We start from the raw sequence: 16,751 nt of genomic DNA on the forward strand, positions 1-16,751 counted from the left end.
CACACAAGGTTTGGGTGCTTTGCATAATTTATATTCATTTAATTTCTAATGCCAATAAGCGTTGTTTCAGCCTTAATAATTCAGGCAAGGTTTCGAGTAACAGGCTCATTTGCTTGAGCACCAATTGCCAATGTTCCGAAAGCTCTGTTTTGTTGCTGATCTGCTGAATTTCATCCAGTTTGTTTTGTATCAGTTGAGGATCTAAAGCTTGCTGTTGGATCAAGCTGCTATTTAAAGTCTGCAAGCACCATTGCATCAGCTCCAAAATTTTAGGATCTTGAACCTGCTCACGATGGCTGCCCAAAGCAGCAATATAACTGAGTTGGCTATGGCTATAGACCAGATAGCGAAAGGCATGTTGAATCAGTTCAGGATTTGGCTGTGGTTCAGCACTTAGACTGGAAATCATGCTAGACAGTTCAATTTGCGCGTCATGCGCTAAGCGGCGTGCTTTGCGGTAAGCCATACTGTTGTTTTTACCCTGTTGATACTGCTCCACAATTGCGGTGAAATAATCCAAAGTCGCTTGGCTGCTGTTGAGAATATTTTTAGAAATGTTACGAAAATTCCAGTCTGGCCAAATGGTGTTGACTGCAAACCATGCAATGAAACAGCCGAGCAAGGTATCAATAATGCGTGGCAAAATGATGTCATAACCTGCACCTTTGAGATTGAAAATCAGTAGCACCATTAAGGTTGCCATGAGGGTGGCTATGGCATATTTTTGCGAGCGTAAATAGAAAAATGCCACCCCAGATAAAATGGTCAGGATCAGTTGTCCTTCAATACTGGGCACAAAATATAACAGTGGAACACCTAAAATGACTCCCAACAGTGTACCGAGGGTTCTGAGCTTTAAACGACTTTTGGTGGCAAAATAACTGATTTGGCAGACAAATAAACTGGTGAGTAAAATCCAGTAACCATGTTTGGCAAATGGTAATAAAGAAATGGCATAGCCTACTGCAAAGACAAAGGCGATACGCACGGCATGACGAAACAGGGCAGATTGTGGGGTTAAATGTTGACGGAGTTTAAGCCACAAGTCTGGTATGCCATGAATGTCATCATCCAGCAGATTTAAATTGTCCTGATGTACAGAATAATGTTGTTGGTAATGGTCTTGTTCAATGGCTAAATTGGAAAATTGTTCTTGGACATTGCGTAAATTTCGCAGAACCAAGCTCAAGTTTTTCACTTCAATATTGTGTGGATGGATGATCTAAAATCCAATGGTGCATGGAATCTTCTAGGTATTGCAAAGCCGAGGCATGTGTCGAGTCCATTTCAAAAGCCTCTTGCTGCAATATACATTCCGCCAATTTTTGACAGGAGTTGGCTTGCAAACGAATATTCTTTTGAATCCGAAAGATTAAATCGGTGCGACTAAAGTTGCGATGAAGGTTTTCATAGTGCAAATAATTTGAGGTGGCTTGCTCGTGAATGTCTTGCGCCAGAAAATATAGATTGAGCCAATAAATCGTTTTTTGATTGGCACGTGAGGCTTTTAAACGGGTCAGCAGCGAGGCTTTGCAATGATTTAAGCGTTGCACCACTTGCGCATTTTGTTGCGAAACATCGAACAGCAGCATTTCAACATTATCAATATTATCGGGATCAAACAACCGCGCTTTCGCCTGAAGTAATGTCGAAAGTTGTTGAAAGCTTTGCGCTAAATTATCTTGGACAGCCTGAGTGGGTTTGAGTAAATAAAACAACATGGAACTGAGTCCGTACCACACCGCACCTAAAACAAAATAACTGGGCTGTTGATACCATGCTTGATATTCACCCAGTCCGAACATGGTGTAAATCGACAGTAAAATGGTGCCAAAGGAAATGGCGGCATAGCGTTGCCCCAGTGCACCCATCAAAATCAGGAAGGCACTGGACAAAGACAAATACAAAATAAACAGCAGTTTATATGGGGCAAGAAATTCGAGAATGCTGCTGACACTAAAAAATAAAATACAGACATAGAGCAGATTACGCAGGCGAATACTGAGTCGATCATCAAAATCGGTCAGTGCGGCAGCAATTGCACCTAGCGTTACGGGAACGATAAGCAGTTGATGGCCTGCATAGAACAAACCCAATGTTGTTCCTGTCAACACAATCAAGATTTGTAGGCAATAGACCCAAATTGAATTGGAGAAAAAAGCACGCAGAAACTGACGTAAAGGATTCACAATGTTGTTCTTTATAGAGTGTTATCGTTTTCAATGAGCCTGATCTTTTTTGGTCTAGCTGTCAATTCTTGATTGATCTTTTAGTTTTGCTTTAAACGGCAGTTCTGTATGAAGACGCAGCAGTTAAAGCAAAAATTTTCATTGATTAAGGTATGTGTAGGACAGAATTGTGGATAAGTTTGGGTTTATCAACAGTACATTTATGCTTTGTACGGCATTGTGTATAACCTTGAACTTATCCACAGTGGGACTTAAATGACGCCACAGGCAATGCGTTCTCCACCACCGCCCAAAGGTTTAGGTTGATCGGCATAATTATCACTACCCGCATGAATCATCAGGGCATGCCCTTGAACATCTGCCAGTTTTAAGCGTGGTGCAATCAGTTTAAGTTGCGATTGTCCCGCAGAATTAACATGTAACACCGGTAAATCACCCATATGCCCCGTCATTGGGGTTCCATGGTGGGCAACTTGAGTTGGATTGTAATGTCCGCCCGCGGCTAAAGCAGCCACCATTTTGCCGTCTTTTTCAGCAGGTTCGCATGAACCTTTTTCATGGATATGGAAGCCATGTGGGCCAGCAGGCAGGTTGGTTAACTGTGTTTGAATGATTAAGCCGACTGGGCTGTCTTGTAAGGTCACGCTTCCGACCGAAGCACCAATGCCTTGGGCAGAAACACTGTTTAACTGAACAGTACGCACATTGGATGTGGATGGGGTTGGTGTTGTGCTACAACCCGCAATCAGCAGAGCAGTACATAGTGAAAGTACCCCAGTATTGAAGTAAGAAGTTCGCATCGATGTTCCTTATTCTGTGATATATGAAAATGATCACTATTTAATCAGAGATTCAGCCTGAATAAGGTATTGATTGCGTTTGAGAATGTATAAGTTTTATCAATAAAAAAGCCAGTTGGTATATCACTGGCTTTAAGATGAGATCTTATTGAGGAGGATCTTTGGGGGGATCAAAGTCATTATCCAGATCGTAAGCGAGACTTGCTTTAGGCATCATGAGTGCTACTTCTTCATGGGTTTCATGTAGCCATTCACGCCAAATGGCGAGCAACACCGCTAAAATTACGGGGCCAATAAAGAGTCCAACCAAACCGAAGCTGGCAATACCACCCAATACCCCAAACATAATGAGTAAGAATGGAATTTGGGTTGCACCAGAAATGACCAAAGGACGAATGACATTGTCCGCAGTACTCACAATACAGACCCCCCACGCCATAACACCAATCGCTTCAATGGTTTGTCCCTGAGCAAACAGCCATAGAGCAACAGAGGTATAGGCCAAAGGAGGACCGAAGGGAATGAGTGCCAATAAGAAGGTAATAATGGTCAGTACCATTGGATTTGGCACACCTGCAACCAAATAGCTTAGACCTGCTAAAAATGACTGTGCAACGGCAGTTAAACCCACACCATAAACCACAGCACGTGTGGTTTCGGAAATGGTGTCAATATAATGGTGTACGCGTGGACCAATGACCATTTCCAGCGCTTTACTGACTTGATTTAAAATGGTTTGTCCATCACGGTAAAAGAAAAACAGCGACATGATGGCGAAACACAGTTTAATAATATTTTTACTAATTTCATTCAGTACAAATTTGCCATAATTCAGATGACCTTGAATCCAATTGGAAATATTCTGAATAATACTGTTTGGGTCTTGATTTAATTCTTTGAGAGTCCGTGTAATTTCTTTGCCAATCACAGGCAGGTCACGGATAAATTGAGGCACATTAAAATGCCCAGAAAAAACTTGTTTTTGTAGTTCGTAATAAAGATTACGTCCTTCATGCTGCAAAATAAAAATGGCAAAGGTGAGTGGAATACCAATCACCAAAATAATGAATAAGATCATCAGTGTTGCGCTGAGGGTAGAGCGTTGACCACAGGAACGGTAAATGGACTGGTACAGGGGCCAAGTCATATAGGCAATAATCGTGGCCCACAGTACAGGCACAATAAAGTATTTGAGCACATGAAAGCCCAAAAACATCAGGATAAAAAACAATCCAAATAACAAGACTTTCTGTATTGTAGGCGCGTATTGTTGCACTATCTTCACTGATCAATATTAAGGGTCAAACTCATCTTAACCGAAAACAGCACACTCGAAAATGAGTGCTCGGTAAGTTTCACATAATCTCGACGGGGTCGCGTATTATCCTGAAAAATCAGAACCACTCGCTTGGATCATCAATAATGGCGTTCAATACAGGCTGCCATTGACTTTGCAGGGTTAAATAGTTTTTCTGAGATTTATCAAATACGGTTAAACCTTGCATAGCCAGTTGCCCATAAGCGGTACGTTCTGAAATCCATGCGACAGGTTGTTGCTCAATTTTGCTGAAAAAATCCTGAATTTCTTTTGAACCCGATGTATTGGCTTTAACGCGGTTTGCCAACAGTAAAATCTGCACTTTACCTTTACGAATCCGCTTGATCTCTTGTAAATGTTTTAAGAAACGACGGGTACTGTCAATGTCGAAAAATGAAGGCTGCAATGGTGTGATAATCGTATGGGCTTCACTGATCAGTTGTTCAGCCTGACTATCTGATAATGCACCCGGTGCATCAATCACCAGATACTCAATATGTTTTGGACTTTCACCGACGGATTTGTCCTGACGCCAATCCAGACTTTGAATGTTGGCAGCAGTTTCAGGGCGTTGTTTCAGCCACTGACGCGCCGATTTCTGATTGTCAGCATCGGCCAGAGCAACTTTATAGCCTTTTTGTGCTAATGCTGCGGCAAGACTAATCGCTGTGATAGTTTTCCCACAACCCCCTTTCTGATTGGCAATTAAAATTGTTTTCATGACCCTAGAGATTTAATTTTGTTCAGTCCTAGCATATCATTCTTTTGTGCGAAGACTAGGGCACAGGACAAAAGTTGTAAGTCAAAATTTATTTGAAGTTAGGAAGAATGCATGTCGATTTGGATGGCTATGCTGATAGGGGCATGTATTGGTGTTGTACTGACGACATTAATTTTAAGTCAAACCCGTAACGGTAAAATTAAAGCTGAATATGAGCGCTATATTGCAGAGTTACAACTGGAGCATCAGCAAGCATTAATCAATGCACAAAAACGCAGTGTGAATACCAGCCGTGCGGTGTTAAAAGGCAAAATGGCGGAACAATTTGCGCCCATTTTGCCCGAATTTCAATACTTACCCAGTGATGCCAAGTTTTTAGGTGATCCTGTAGATTATGTGGTCTTTGATGGTTATACCGATTTGCGCGATGGGCAAGGCAAAGTCGATGATATTGAGATTGTGCTGATTGATATTAAAAGTGGCGGTGCGCGCTTAACCAAAGGTCAGCAGGCGATTGCACAAGCCATTCAGCAAGGTCGAATTCGTTTTGAGACTATTCGGATTGACTTTGAAGATAGCTAAACTCGACATCCTCAAATAATACTAGACTGATAGCATTTAAGAAGACGAAGCTTTTTGTGCATGTGCCAACAACATTTGCTGCCCAATTTTGGGAATGCCTTCAGCATAAAAATAGTCATATTGGGTCAGGCTAAAACCAGCTTTGAGCAATGCCAGTTCAATATTACGATTTAAGCGACAACCATCTGCTAAACGTTTTTGCATAGGCGTGATGAGATGTTGTAATTGGCGTATGCCTTTTTTCTCAGTATTGAGCACATGCTCGACCAAATGCAGCGTACCATTGGGTTTGAGTACGCGTTGAATTTCTTGCAAGACTTGATCCAGTCGCTTTACGCTACACAAGGTCCACGTGCTCACCACATGGTCGATAGAGTGATCGGCTAAGGGAATATGTTCCGCACGGGCTTGTAAATGCTGCACTTCGATATCACTTGCAAAAATTCGGCTTGATGCCAATTTAAAAATATCTTGATTCGGCTCGAGGGCGTAGAGTAAATCTACATTTTGATAAAACGGTAAATTGATACCTGTCCCAAAGCCAATTTCGAGTACTTCGCCTGCAACGGGCAGCAAAAGCTCGCGCCGCTTATCCATTAAACTGGCCGTTTGCATGACCTGATTCAGCAAGTGAGGGAAAATCTGTTGTTGATAAAACTGATAAAGCATGGCGGTATCTGTTCACTCTAAATAGCGGTTGAATTGGGTGGTTGTGACCAAACTCTTCTATATTGTTACCAATTCTGCAAATTTTAAGCTTGGGTTCAGGCGTAAGATTGACACTAGAACAGGTTTAAATGTATTGCAAGAGGTAGCCATGAACATTCGACTCATTGCACTGTCATTATTGGGTTTGAGTATGTTAAGTACAGGCTCAATGGCATCTTCGATTGAATATAATATTGCCAAGGGTTTGGCACCGATTGTTAAAGATCAATCGATTTCTGTGTTGCAGCCATTTAAGGGGGATTTCCGAATTTTGGGGTCTAAAACCTATAGCGATGATGAACAAGCCAAGTTTTCACCGATTGATTATGCGGTCAGTTGGGGATTATTTGCCGAACCTGAAATTGCCCGTCATATTTCAGTCAATCAATATGACCGTTACCTAAATTGGAAAATGGATAAAGTCCCTGTGTCGACAGTACAAGCCATGCAAATGGTGTCGAATATGCATATTATTCCTGCCAATCCGCAGGTTGCACAGCAAATTCAAAAAGTAAAACGAGGGGATTTAGTGCGCTTACAGGGAGATTTGGTCGAGATTAAAGACAAAGATCTGGTTTGGCGCTCATCTTTAACGCCGACGGATACCGGCGATGGTGCATGTGAATTGTTTCGGGTGAAATCGATTGTTTGGATTGAAAAAGTCAAAGCATAATTGAATTGGTTAGGGCACTGTTCTGTCTTTATTTCATTGTGAAGTGAAAGACAAATTTGAACAGTGCTTTTGCAGATGAATGCGCAATTATTTTGCAGTTAACGCTTGCCCTTCAAACTCAATACCTGCCCAGCCATTTTGCATGAACTGGCGAATGTTTTGATGATCTGTTGCTTCAGGTGTTGCCAATACCGCAGCATAGTGCTCTGCGAATAAAGACAAGGTTTGCTCAGGGTTTAAATCATTGAGCTTGGCAAAAGAAAAAACTTTAGCACTGCCTTGGTTTTCGCTTGCCGCATTGTTGTGTTGTCCATTTTTAAACGCAGTTGGGGTGTGGGTATAACGTGCTTCGATATAAGCCAATACATCTGCAAATTTAGCTTCGCCTGATTGTAATTGCGCCAGTAGGTCCTGAGCCATAATGTCCTCAAACACAGTAGAAAATGGGTTCTGACTATAGCAAGTTTTGCCTAAATTCGGATGATTTTTATGTGGGCTCTGCCATCATTTTATCAGAGCGAGCGTTGACAATACGGGGCGGGAAGAGGATAACAAGGTTTATTTGAATGAAGATGATCAAGGCATGAATTGGCTATTAGTGGCACTGGGTGGAGCAATCGGTGCTGTTTCTCGTTATGGTTTGGGCAGTTATTTCATTAAGTCCAGTGCGACCTTTCCGTGGGCAACATGGTGTATTAACTTGCTGGGTTGTTTTTTGGCAGGTGTATTTTTTGCCTTTAGTCAGCAATATCCAACTTTACAGAATAATGCACGTTTATTTTTAATGGTGGGTATTTTAGGGGGCTTCACCACATTTTCTAGTTTCGGCTTAGAAACCTTTAATTTATTGCGCGAAGGACAAGCTCTGTGGGCAATTGGCTATGCTGTTTCGAGTGTAGTTCTTGGGGTGATTCTTCTGGCGGTGGGTTATGTTATTTTTTCACATCTATTACCCTTAAAAACTTAAGTAAAAAAAGAAGCCTAAGTGGAGGATAGAGACTTAGACTTCTGAATAGTTGTAGTTTAGAACATCAAACTTAAAGCAAAATTAATTTTTAATGATTCCGTTGAAAACGTGCAAAACGTTTGTTGAAGCTGGCAACGCGACCTTCATTGCTGGCTTGACGGACTTCACCTGTATAAAACGGATGTGAGGCGCTAGAAATATCTAAGCTGACATAAGGATATACTTGTCCCTGATATTCTTTTTGCTGCGCGGTATGCATGGTACTTCCAATAATAAAGTAAGCATCTGCATTGGTATCATGGAACAGGACTTCACGATATTCAGGATGAATGTTTGGACGCATTTTTAGACTCCTTATTGAATTCGAATTGATATGTTATAATATAACATAAATAATCTAAATAAAAAGACTGATATCGTGATCAGTCTTTTATGGCGTTTTATTGGATATGCGGGGAAGGGACAAGTTCTTCAAAAACATCATTTAAATTGTCATTCACTTTTAAATGAATCAGATTCCAATAATGTCCAGAAATGGTGCGATTGACCATTAAGGTGTCAGGAGAAGGTTTAAATACATCCCAATATTTCAGTGATGATTTCACCAGTTCCATGCCATCATGATGCGCTGAATTTTCTGCAAAATCATACTGTGTCGTCAGTGGACGCATCAGTACTTCTAACCACGCTTGATAGAGCGGTTCAGGAAATTTTCCTTGTTCAGCAATGGCGTGTAAGGCATTCAGTTGCTGTTCAATTTCGGAAATATCCTGTCGACGTGAGGCTTGGATCAATTGTTTGAAATGATGCACGATTTCATTAGACAGTACTTTCACACCGCCGTAATCATAAATAATCACGCAGCCATCTTCACGGAAGGCGAAGTTGCCCGGATGTGGGTCGCAGTGAAAGCGTTTCAGATAGAAAATTTCCTGCCCAATCGCACGTAGTAAGCGTCGTCCCAATTCATTACGGGTTTGTTGTGGCCAAGTGCTGGCAGTTTCAATACTGTCACCAGCTTCTAGGCTTAAGGTCAGGATATGCCGAGAAGAATAGTCTGGATAGACTTTGGGAATAATAATTTTACTGTCGAGTTTTTCATGGAAGGTACGTGCGACTTCCAAGTTCTGTGCTTCAATTTGGTAATTCAGTTCATTGTCTAAGCTGGTTTGAATTTCTTGAAATAAACGATCCTGCAATTTGCGGTCGACCTTTAATACCCCCATCAGACGCAAGGCGAGTCTCACTTGCTTGAGATCACTCTCACAGGCTTCATCGACCCCTGGATATTGCACCTTTACCACCACTTGTTCACCATGCGGTAAGGTGGCTTTATGCACTTGACCAATCGAGGCCGCGGCAAAAGGCTGTTCATCAAAGTGTTTAAAGATTTGATCTAAAGGTTTGCCCAGTTCTTTTTCGAGTTGTTTTTTGATTTCGGCAAAAGGCATGGCTGGGGCTTGGCGTTGCAGTTTGGCAATCGCTCGTGACACTTCAGGCGGGAAAATATCTTTATATTGTGAGGCAATTTGACCGACTTTCATCACGGCACCTTTCATCTCACCGAGTGTGTCCGCAATTTGAATGCCTATATCCTGAAACAATTGGCTACGTGCCGCATTTTTTTGTTCTTCATCGGCATTAAAGTTTCTAATCGAATTGGACACGGTTTTGGTGGCAATACTTGCAGTCATACTGGCAAGTTTCATAAAGCGACGACCAGGTGTACGAGTCGTTTTGGCCATGCAGTGTTCCTCGGAAAGATCTCGGTCTTGAGTGTTTTTGATCATAGGCGTTAAAACCCAGTTTGCCTATTTTAAATTGTTAAAAATGCGTGAAGATGCTTAGACATTGGGTTTAAATCAGCAATTTTTATGGTTATTGTTGAGTGAAAAATGCCAAAAAGCATTTCATCAATTGAGATCAGTACAAGATGAAAAAAAGATCAATAGAATGCTGAAAGCTGTGACGAGTTTGATTGGAGCAATAGGTTGATAGTTTTAAAATAGGAAGTATTCCCTTGCATTTGAGCTACAAGGGAATACAGTCATTGATTAAGCTGACTGTTTGAGGCGGTGGTTATTGAGATATAAACGGCTGAGCAACAGCACACAAGCAATACTTAAACCGACAATCAAGCCTACCCATACGCCTGCTGCTTGCATGGGGGTAAAGCGTGCCAAATAAATACCTACTGGGAAAGCCACTACCCAATAGGCAATCATGGTGATCCACATTGGACCTTTGGTGTCTTGCATACCACGCAAGCACCCCGCGGCACTGACTTGCCATGCATCCATGAGTTGGTAGGCAATTGCGAACAAAACCAAATACATCGCAATTTGTGCAACATCATAGTCCGACGTATAAATCGCAATAATTTCAGCGCGAAACACCCAGAGCAGCAGCATGGTCATCAGCGCCAAAATAGTTCCTGTTGCCAGTCCGAGTTTTTGTACTTTGCGCATGGCTGCCCAGTTTTTCTCACCATAATAGGTTCCCACGCGGATGGTGAGTGCAATTGCTAAGGACATTGGAATCATAAACAATTGTGAGGTAATAGAGATCGCAATTTGATGGGCGGCGACAATGGTATCGCCCAGTGGACTCAGAATAATGGCTGCGGTACTGAAAATACTGACTTCAAAGAAAATCGCTAAGCCAATCGGTAAGCCCAATTTTACAATACGTTTGACCCAGTAAGGGTCTATCTTTTCCCATAAAGCAAAGACTTGTGTGGTTTTATATGCGTTGCTTTTAAAAATATACGTCGCAAGGGTCAGGAACATGAGCCATTGTAAAATGGCTGTTGCAAAACCACAGCCTGCACTGCCCAATTCGGGCACAGGCCCTAAGCCATACATAAACACAAAGTTTAGTGGAACGAGCGCGACCAAAGCCAAAAGGCTAATTGCCGTCACAGGTCGTGGATAACCTAAAGCCTCGGAATAACCGCGCAGCGCCGCATACATGGTCACGGCAGGCATGCCAAAACCAATTGCATGTAAAAACAGGCTGGCTTTAGGTTGCAGGCTTTCAGGCACACCAAACAGTGGTAGTAAAAACGGCATGACTTGTAAAATTAGCCCTGCAAGCATTCCTAAAATAAAAGCGACCCATAAGGACTGTCGGGCAATGGTGGCAATTTTTTCAGGCGTACGAGCACCTTTGGCTTCCGCCACCAGTGGTGTGGTCGCAATCATGATGCCACTAAACAGCAGCATGATAGGAATCCATAATCCCACACCGACTGCAATGGCGGCCAAATCTGTAGCAGATAAATGACCTGCCATAATGGTATCAATCAGACCCAAACCAGCTTGGGCAAATTGTGTGATCAAAATAGGCAACATCAAATGGAAAAGTTGTTTTAATTCATAACGGGTAGATATGACATTCGACACAAAAATTACTCATCTTCATTATGTGCTTGGTCAGAATAAATTTAGCGTTGTAAAGTGAGAAGCACACCAATAAAAATTACGACGCCACCAAGTAAACGCTGCCAATTCACAGGCGTTTTGTCGGTACCAAGTAGACCGAAATGGTCAAAAATCATCGATGTCAGGATTTGACCAAAAATAACCAAACCTGAGAACGTGAGAAAACCTAATTTAGGGGCAGTATAGATGCTTATACTGATGGCATAAACCCCTAAGCATCCACCCACCCATAGGTATCCAGGAATACTGGAAAAATCTTGTAAATTGGGTTTAGGCACGGGTTGCAACAGCACCAACAGTGCTAAGACTATTGTCCCCACAGCAAAGGACAACAAAGCAGCTTGAAATGGTGAATGCAAATGTTCTCTTAATTGGCTGTTAATTACGGTTTGAAAGGTCATGGCAATGCCAACACCGAATGCAAGTGGTAAGAAAAACAGCAACTGGCTCGATATTTTCATCATTTTAAACCATTCATTCTTCTTGTCTTTTTATCAGTCTAATCCAAATACACACAGATTTCATAAGTGTCTTGATGCAGTCATGTTAAAATATGCAAGATTACCGCTGTGCTTTAGAGTCTTTTCCTTGGCTGATTTACATCCTGCAAATATTCCCTTGTCTTTATACATTCATATGCCGTGGTGTGTGCGTAAGTGCCCCTATTGCGACTTTAATTCGCATGCGGTGCCAGATGGCAAACTATCTTTGGATTTGGAACAACAGTATTTACAGGCTTTGGTGGAGGACTTTAAGACTCAAGTTGAATTTGCTCAAGGTCGAACCATTCATAGTGTATTTATTGGCGGCGGAACGCCCTCGCTGATTTCTGCGCAAGGTTATCAATGGTTATTTAGCCAATTAAAAGCCTTGCTGCCTTTTGAGGCCAGTTGTGAAATTACCTTAGAAGCCAATCCGGGTACGGTTGAGCATGACCCTTTTGCTGATTATTTGGCGGCAGGCATTAATCGTCTATCGATTGGGGTTCAAAGTTTTAATACCGAACATTTAACCAAGTTGGGACGAATTCACAGCAATGCCGATGCCATTTCAGCGATTGGTCTTGCGCGTGATGCAGGCTTTCAGCGAATTAATGTCGACCTCATGCATGGTTTGTCTGAGCAAACTTTAGAGCAAGCTCTACTGGATTTAAAACTGGCGGTGGACAATGGTGCAACCCATATTTCATGGTATCAACTGACCATTGAACCGAACACGGTGTTCTTTAGAACCCAACCTGTTTTGCCGGTTGATGATGTGTTGGAAGAGATTCAAGCACAGGGTGAAGCGTATTTAAAAGCACAAGGCTTTATTAACTATGAAGTTTCGGCATGGAGTAAGGAATTACCTTCGGCACATAATTTGAATTATTGGCAGTTTGGCGATTATTTGGCGATTGGGGCAGGGGCGCACGGCAAAGTTACACAGCCTGATGGTGTATATCGTTTCCAAAAAACTCGGTTACCTAAGGATTATTTAGCCAAAGTTCCTGCTGAGCATGTACAGTTTAAGCGCATTGAAGCAGATGAATTGCCGTTTGAGTTTATGATGAATGCACTCCGTTTAAACCAAGGCGTTGACGCGAAACTGTATGCAGAACGGACTGGTTTGAGTTTTACTGGCTTGGATGAGCTTTTAAGTTCTTTACGTGCACGAAAGTTGATGGTTGAAGATCAAACTCGAATTTCATGTACCGAGCAAGGACATGTGTTTTTAAATTCAGTCTTGGAAGAGTTTCTTTAGTTTGAATAAATCATTATTTTTTTAGTGACAGGCATCACATCTTATTGAAACTAAAAATGATTGGTCAAGTTTGAAGGTTCTATCTAGCAGTCCAATTCAAGATGAACTGGACTTTTTGAGGATCGTCAAAGGTTAAATTAAACTAGTTTTTAAACGTGCAATGTCCTTTCAATCGTTTAAGACACGACTTGAGGATATTTTTAAAGAAACTTTCTAAATATCCCAATTTTTATTGTATTGGTAAAATATCTTATGCGACGATTTTTTTGACTTTGTACGAATTGGCTTACATCAATTCCCACTTTTTGCGCCTATACGCCTCATCATAATTTTCATAATATAGAGCCATAGAGAGCAGGATGCTCCAATAGAATAACAATAAAGATCTGCACAAGGACGAAGGTACGACAGGAGTCATACCTCAGCATTGAATATGAAAAACCCCGACAGGATGTTGGGGTTTTTTATTGGCTAAATTTTATTTGTTGTAAAGAAAACCTTCGAATTACATCTTAAAACAGTGCCACTGTGAAACTTTGTTATGCTGAATAAATGAGCTGTATTGCAGGATTTTAGGTTTCAAAAAATTGAAAATAACCACGCAATAATAAAGGAGAATTTGTATGGCACAGACCAGCCAAGAACGTAATCCAACCCCTGATTTAGCTGAAGACAATGCCTTTTTCCCTTCACCTTACTCACTTTCTCAATACACTGCCAGTAAAACTGATTTTGATGGCACCGACTATCCGATGCCTTATACTGGGCATAAAAAAATTCTGATGATTGCAAGCGATGAACGCTATTTGCTCATGAAAAATGGCAAATTCTTCTCTACGGGCAATCATCCTGTAGAAACTTTGTTGCCGATGTATCATTTAGATCGAGCTGGTTTCAAAATTGATATTGCGACCTTATCGGGCAATCCCGTCAAGCTTGAAATGTGGGCGATGCCCCATGAAGATGCAGTTGTGCCAGCAACATTCCAAAAATATTTAGCCCAGTTTAAAAAGCCTTTAAAACTTGCAGATGTATTGAAAAATAGTTTAGGTGATGACTCTCCCTATTTGGCTGTCTTTATTCCCGGTGGGCATGGCGCTTTAATTGGTCTACCTCAAAGTGAAGACTTAAAAACTTTACTGAAATGGGCAGTAGCCAAAGATAAATTTGTGATCTCTTTGTGCCATGGACCAGCAGGATTATTGGCAGCGGCTGTGAATGAAACACCAGAAGATTATATTTTTAAAGGTTATAAAATGTGTGTTTTTCCTGATGCACTTGATCAAGGGGCAAATCTAGAGATTGGCTATATGCCTGGGGAGTTACCTTGGTTATTGGCGGAACGTCTCGAACAATTGGGTGTTGATGTGGTTAATAAAGAGATGTCAGGACAATGTATTCAAGACCGTAAGTTAATTACAGGTGATAGCCCGTTGGCATCAAATACCTTGGGTAAAATGGCAGCTCAGGCTTTATTGGCAGAAGTTCAGTAGAGAAATGAAAAGAGATGCAAAGAATAAAAAAGACCGCCTTAGCGGTCTTTTTTATTGAATTCATGACTTAATAATCAAAACTAAAGTGTTCCGCAGCCAAAGAAGTCATGGTACGTGAAGGATTGACCATTGCTTCAGCATGACCTTGTGTACGAGGTAACAAACGCTCAAAGTAGAAGTCAGCGACTTTGATTTTGGCCTTATAGAATTCAGGCGTTTCTTGACCTTCACCCGCTGCAAGTTTGGCAGAAGCCACCGCTGCTTGTTGTGCCCAGAAGTAAGCCATCATCACATAGCCCGAGAACATTAAGAAGTCTACTGAAGCACTTGATACAATGTCACGGTCTTTACGTGCTGCAAGCATAATGCGGACAGTCAACGTATTCCACTGTGCACAAAGCTTGGTTAAATCCCACGCAAAACGGCGCATATATTTATTTCGTGCATGTTGACCACAGAATTTTAAAATTTCAGCCGTATAGTCACGAATCACTTTACCTTTAGAGGTCAGTAAAACTTTACGACCAATCAAGTCCAGCGCTTGCACACCCGTGGTACCTTCATACAAAGTTGCAATACGTGCATCACGTGCAATTTGCTCCATGCCCCATTCTTTAATATAACCGTGACCACCATAAACTTGCATACCATGGTTGGCTGCTTCTAAGCCTAGTTCGGTCAGAAAACCTTTTAAAATTGGGGTATAAAATCCTAAATGATCATCTGCTGCTTCAAACGCGGCTGTATCACCCAGAGTTAAAGCATCCGCCATTTTATCGGCAATTTGTGCAGCATGATAAATCATGGCACGACCACCTTCTGCAATGGCTTTTTGGGTCAGTAACATGCGACGGACATCGGCATGGTGAATAATTGCATCAGCGACTTTTTCAGGATCTTTCTTGCCCGAAAGAGCACGCATCGACATGCGTTCTTTGGCATAAGGCAGTGCGCCTTGGAAAGACAATTCGGCATGTGCAATGCCTTGAATCGCTGTACCAATACGTGCGGTATTCATAAAGGTAAACATGGCATGTAAGCCTTTGTTGGGTTCTCCAATTAAATAACCCACAGCATTGTCAAAGTTCAAGACGGCTGTTGCAGAAGCACGGATCCCCATCTTATGTTCAATCGAACCACAAGTCACAGGGTTGCGTTCACCGAGGCTGCTGTCCTCATTCACCAAGAATTTAGGCACAATGAACAGAGAAATTCCTTTGGTACCAGCAGGTGCATCTGGAAGACGCGCAAGCACGATATGAATGATGTTTTCAGTTAAATCTTGCTCACCCGCAGAGATAAAGATTTTGGTGCCTGAAATACTATAAGTGCCATCGGCATTTGGTTCTGCTTTGGTTTTGACTTGCCCCAAATCTGTACCACATTGTGGCTCAGTTAAACACATGGTGCCTGACCATGTTCCTGCAACCAAATTCGGCATATACAGATTTTTTTGTTCATCTGTACCAAACTGTAAAATGGTGTTCATACAGCCAACACTTAAGCCTGGGTACATTTGAAATGACCAGTTTGCCGTCCCCATCATTTCTGATTTAATCAGGTTTAAAGATTGCGGTAGGTTCTGACCGCCAAACTCTTCAGGGAAAGACAATCCTTGCCAACCACCTTGAACAAATTGGTCATAGGCTTCTTTAAAACCTTTTGGCGTTTTTACTTCACCATTGTCAAAATGACAGCCTTCTTCATCACCAGATTGGTTAATTGGAGAGAGTACGTTTTCACAGAAATCCGCTGCACCTTCTAGAATCATGTCTACAGTGTCAGCATCAGCAAGTTCGCCGTTGGATAAAGTTTTGTAATGTGCAGGGTAGTCAAACACTTCATTCATTAAAAAGCGAATGTCGTGTAAAGGAGCTTTATATGCTGGCATGATATTAATCCTAATTTAAAAATAGTTTTGGATTATCTGAATCGATAATTTGATTATTCACATTAGTTATAAAAATACATTGATAGTGTAGCCCAATAAAAATGTCAGAAAGGCTAATTAAGGTAAAAATTGTTATCAAAATATTGTATTTTTTTGCTACAGTATCTGCGGTCTTTTGATCATTTAATCAATTTTCTTGATGTCTTAAAGTATAAATAAATAA

General features: G+C 41.5%; 15 protein-coding genes and 1 pseudogene. 5 read left to right on the forward strand and 11 right to left on the reverse strand.

What is annotated here, in order from left to right; genetic code table 11:
* Positions 1–34: 34 nt before the first annotated feature.
* The 4 genes and pseudogenes from yccS to M5E07_RS01475 all read right to left on the reverse strand — a co-directional run bounded on the left by yccS (position 35) and on the right by M5E07_RS01475 (position 5,028).
* Positions 35–2,189, reverse strand: a pseudogene (gene yccS, locus M5E07_RS01460) (YccS family putative transporter).
* Between the two features lie 251 nt (positions 2,190–2,440).
* Complete coding sequence (sodC, locus tag M5E07_RS01465; RefSeq protein WP_252221301.1) at positions 2,441–2,989, reverse strand: superoxide dismutase [Cu-Zn] SodC; 549 nt, start codon at positions 2,987–2,989, stop codon at positions 2,441–2,443.
* A gap of 145 nt (positions 2,990–3,134) precedes the next feature.
* On the reverse strand, positions 3,135–4,265 hold the full coding sequence (locus M5E07_RS01470) for an AI-2E family transporter (RefSeq protein WP_116761042.1): 1,131 nt from the start codon (positions 4,263–4,265) through the stop codon (positions 3,135–3,137).
* 118 nt (positions 4,266–4,383) lie between these two features.
* Complete coding sequence (locus M5E07_RS01475) at positions 4,384–5,028, reverse strand: ParA family protein (RefSeq protein ID WP_252221303.1); 645 nt, start codon at positions 5,026–5,028, stop codon at positions 4,384–4,386.
* Positions 5,029–5,139: 111 nt separating this feature from the next.
* On the opposite strand from M5E07_RS01475, the gene M5E07_RS01480 reads away from it, so the two are divergent.
* A complete protein-coding gene (locus tag M5E07_RS01480; RefSeq protein ID WP_116761046.1) occupies positions 5,140–5,610 on the forward strand; it encodes a Holliday junction resolvase-like protein in 471 nt (156 codons plus the stop codon).
* Positions 5,611–5,646: 36 nt separating this feature from the next.
* On the opposite strand, the gene M5E07_RS01485 is transcribed toward M5E07_RS01480, so the two are convergent.
* Positions 5,647–6,279, reverse strand: a complete 633-nt coding sequence (locus M5E07_RS01485; protein WP_252221305.1) for a class I SAM-dependent methyltransferase — start codon at positions 6,277–6,279, stop codon at positions 5,647–5,649.
* Between the two features lie 190 nt (positions 6,280–6,469).
* Here M5E07_RS01485 and M5E07_RS01490 point away from each other — a divergent pair, with 190 nt between their 5' ends.
* Positions 6,470–6,991 (forward strand): GAT domain-containing protein, encoded by a 522-nt coding sequence (locus M5E07_RS01490; protein ID WP_252223646.1) that lies wholly within the window; start codon positions 6,470–6,472, stop codon positions 6,989–6,991.
* A gap of 87 nt (positions 6,992–7,078) precedes the next feature.
* On the opposite strand, the gene M5E07_RS01495 is transcribed toward M5E07_RS01490, so the two are convergent.
* Positions 7,079–7,411: a HopJ type III effector protein gene (locus M5E07_RS01495; RefSeq protein WP_252221307.1), complete on the reverse strand. Its 333-nt coding sequence runs from the start codon at positions 7,409–7,411 to the stop codon at positions 7,079–7,081.
* A gap of 163 nt (positions 7,412–7,574) precedes the next feature.
* Here M5E07_RS01495 and crcB point away from each other — a divergent pair, with 163 nt between their 5' ends.
* Positions 7,575–7,958: a fluoride efflux transporter CrcB gene (gene crcB / locus M5E07_RS01500; protein ID WP_116761116.1), complete on the forward strand. Its 384-nt coding sequence runs from the start codon at positions 7,575–7,577 to the stop codon at positions 7,956–7,958.
* Positions 7,959–8,046: 88 nt separating this feature from the next.
* On the opposite strand, the gene M5E07_RS01505 is transcribed toward crcB, so the two are convergent.
* From M5E07_RS01505 to M5E07_RS01520, 4 genes are all read right to left on the reverse strand, one after another.
* Positions 8,047–8,301, reverse strand: coding sequence for a type B 50S ribosomal protein L31 (locus M5E07_RS01505; RefSeq protein ID WP_116761055.1), 255 nt, complete (start codon positions 8,299–8,301; stop codon positions 8,047–8,049).
* A gap of 97 nt (positions 8,302–8,398) precedes the next feature.
* Entirely contained in the window at positions 8,399–9,703 is a 1,305-nt protein-coding gene (locus M5E07_RS01510; RefSeq protein ID WP_252221309.1) for an ABC1 kinase family protein, read from the reverse strand.
* A gap of 309 nt (positions 9,704–10,012) precedes the next feature.
* Complete coding sequence (locus M5E07_RS01515) at positions 10,013–11,311, reverse strand: MATE family efflux transporter (RefSeq protein ID WP_286675274.1); 1,299 nt, start codon at positions 11,309–11,311, stop codon at positions 10,013–10,015.
* Positions 11,312–11,403: 92 nt separating this feature from the next.
* On the reverse strand, positions 11,404–11,865 hold the full coding sequence (locus tag M5E07_RS01520) for a DMT family transporter (RefSeq protein WP_116761061.1): 462 nt from the start codon (positions 11,863–11,865) through the stop codon (positions 11,404–11,406).
* A gap of 124 nt (positions 11,866–11,989) precedes the next feature.
* On the opposite strand from M5E07_RS01520, the gene hemW reads away from it, so the two are divergent.
* Positions 11,990–13,144: a radical SAM family heme chaperone HemW gene (hemW, locus tag M5E07_RS01525; protein WP_252223648.1), complete on the forward strand. Its 1,155-nt coding sequence runs from the start codon at positions 11,990–11,992 to the stop codon at positions 13,142–13,144.
* 623 nt (positions 13,145–13,767) lie between these two features.
* Positions 13,768–14,637, forward strand: coding sequence for a glyoxalase III HchA (gene hchA, locus M5E07_RS01530; protein ID WP_252221313.1), 870 nt, complete (start codon positions 13,768–13,770; stop codon positions 14,635–14,637).
* 67 nt (positions 14,638–14,704) lie between these two features.
* On the opposite strand, the gene M5E07_RS01535 is transcribed toward hchA, so the two are convergent.
* Entirely contained in the window at positions 14,705–16,528 is a 1,824-nt protein-coding gene (locus M5E07_RS01535) for an acyl-CoA dehydrogenase C-terminal domain-containing protein (RefSeq protein ID WP_116761067.1), read from the reverse strand.
* Positions 16,529–16,751 lie beyond the last annotated feature (223 nt).

The organism is Acinetobacter tibetensis (genome assembly GCF_023824315.1).
Taxonomy (GTDB): Bacteria; Pseudomonadota; Gammaproteobacteria; order Pseudomonadales; family Moraxellaceae; genus Acinetobacter; species Acinetobacter tibetensis.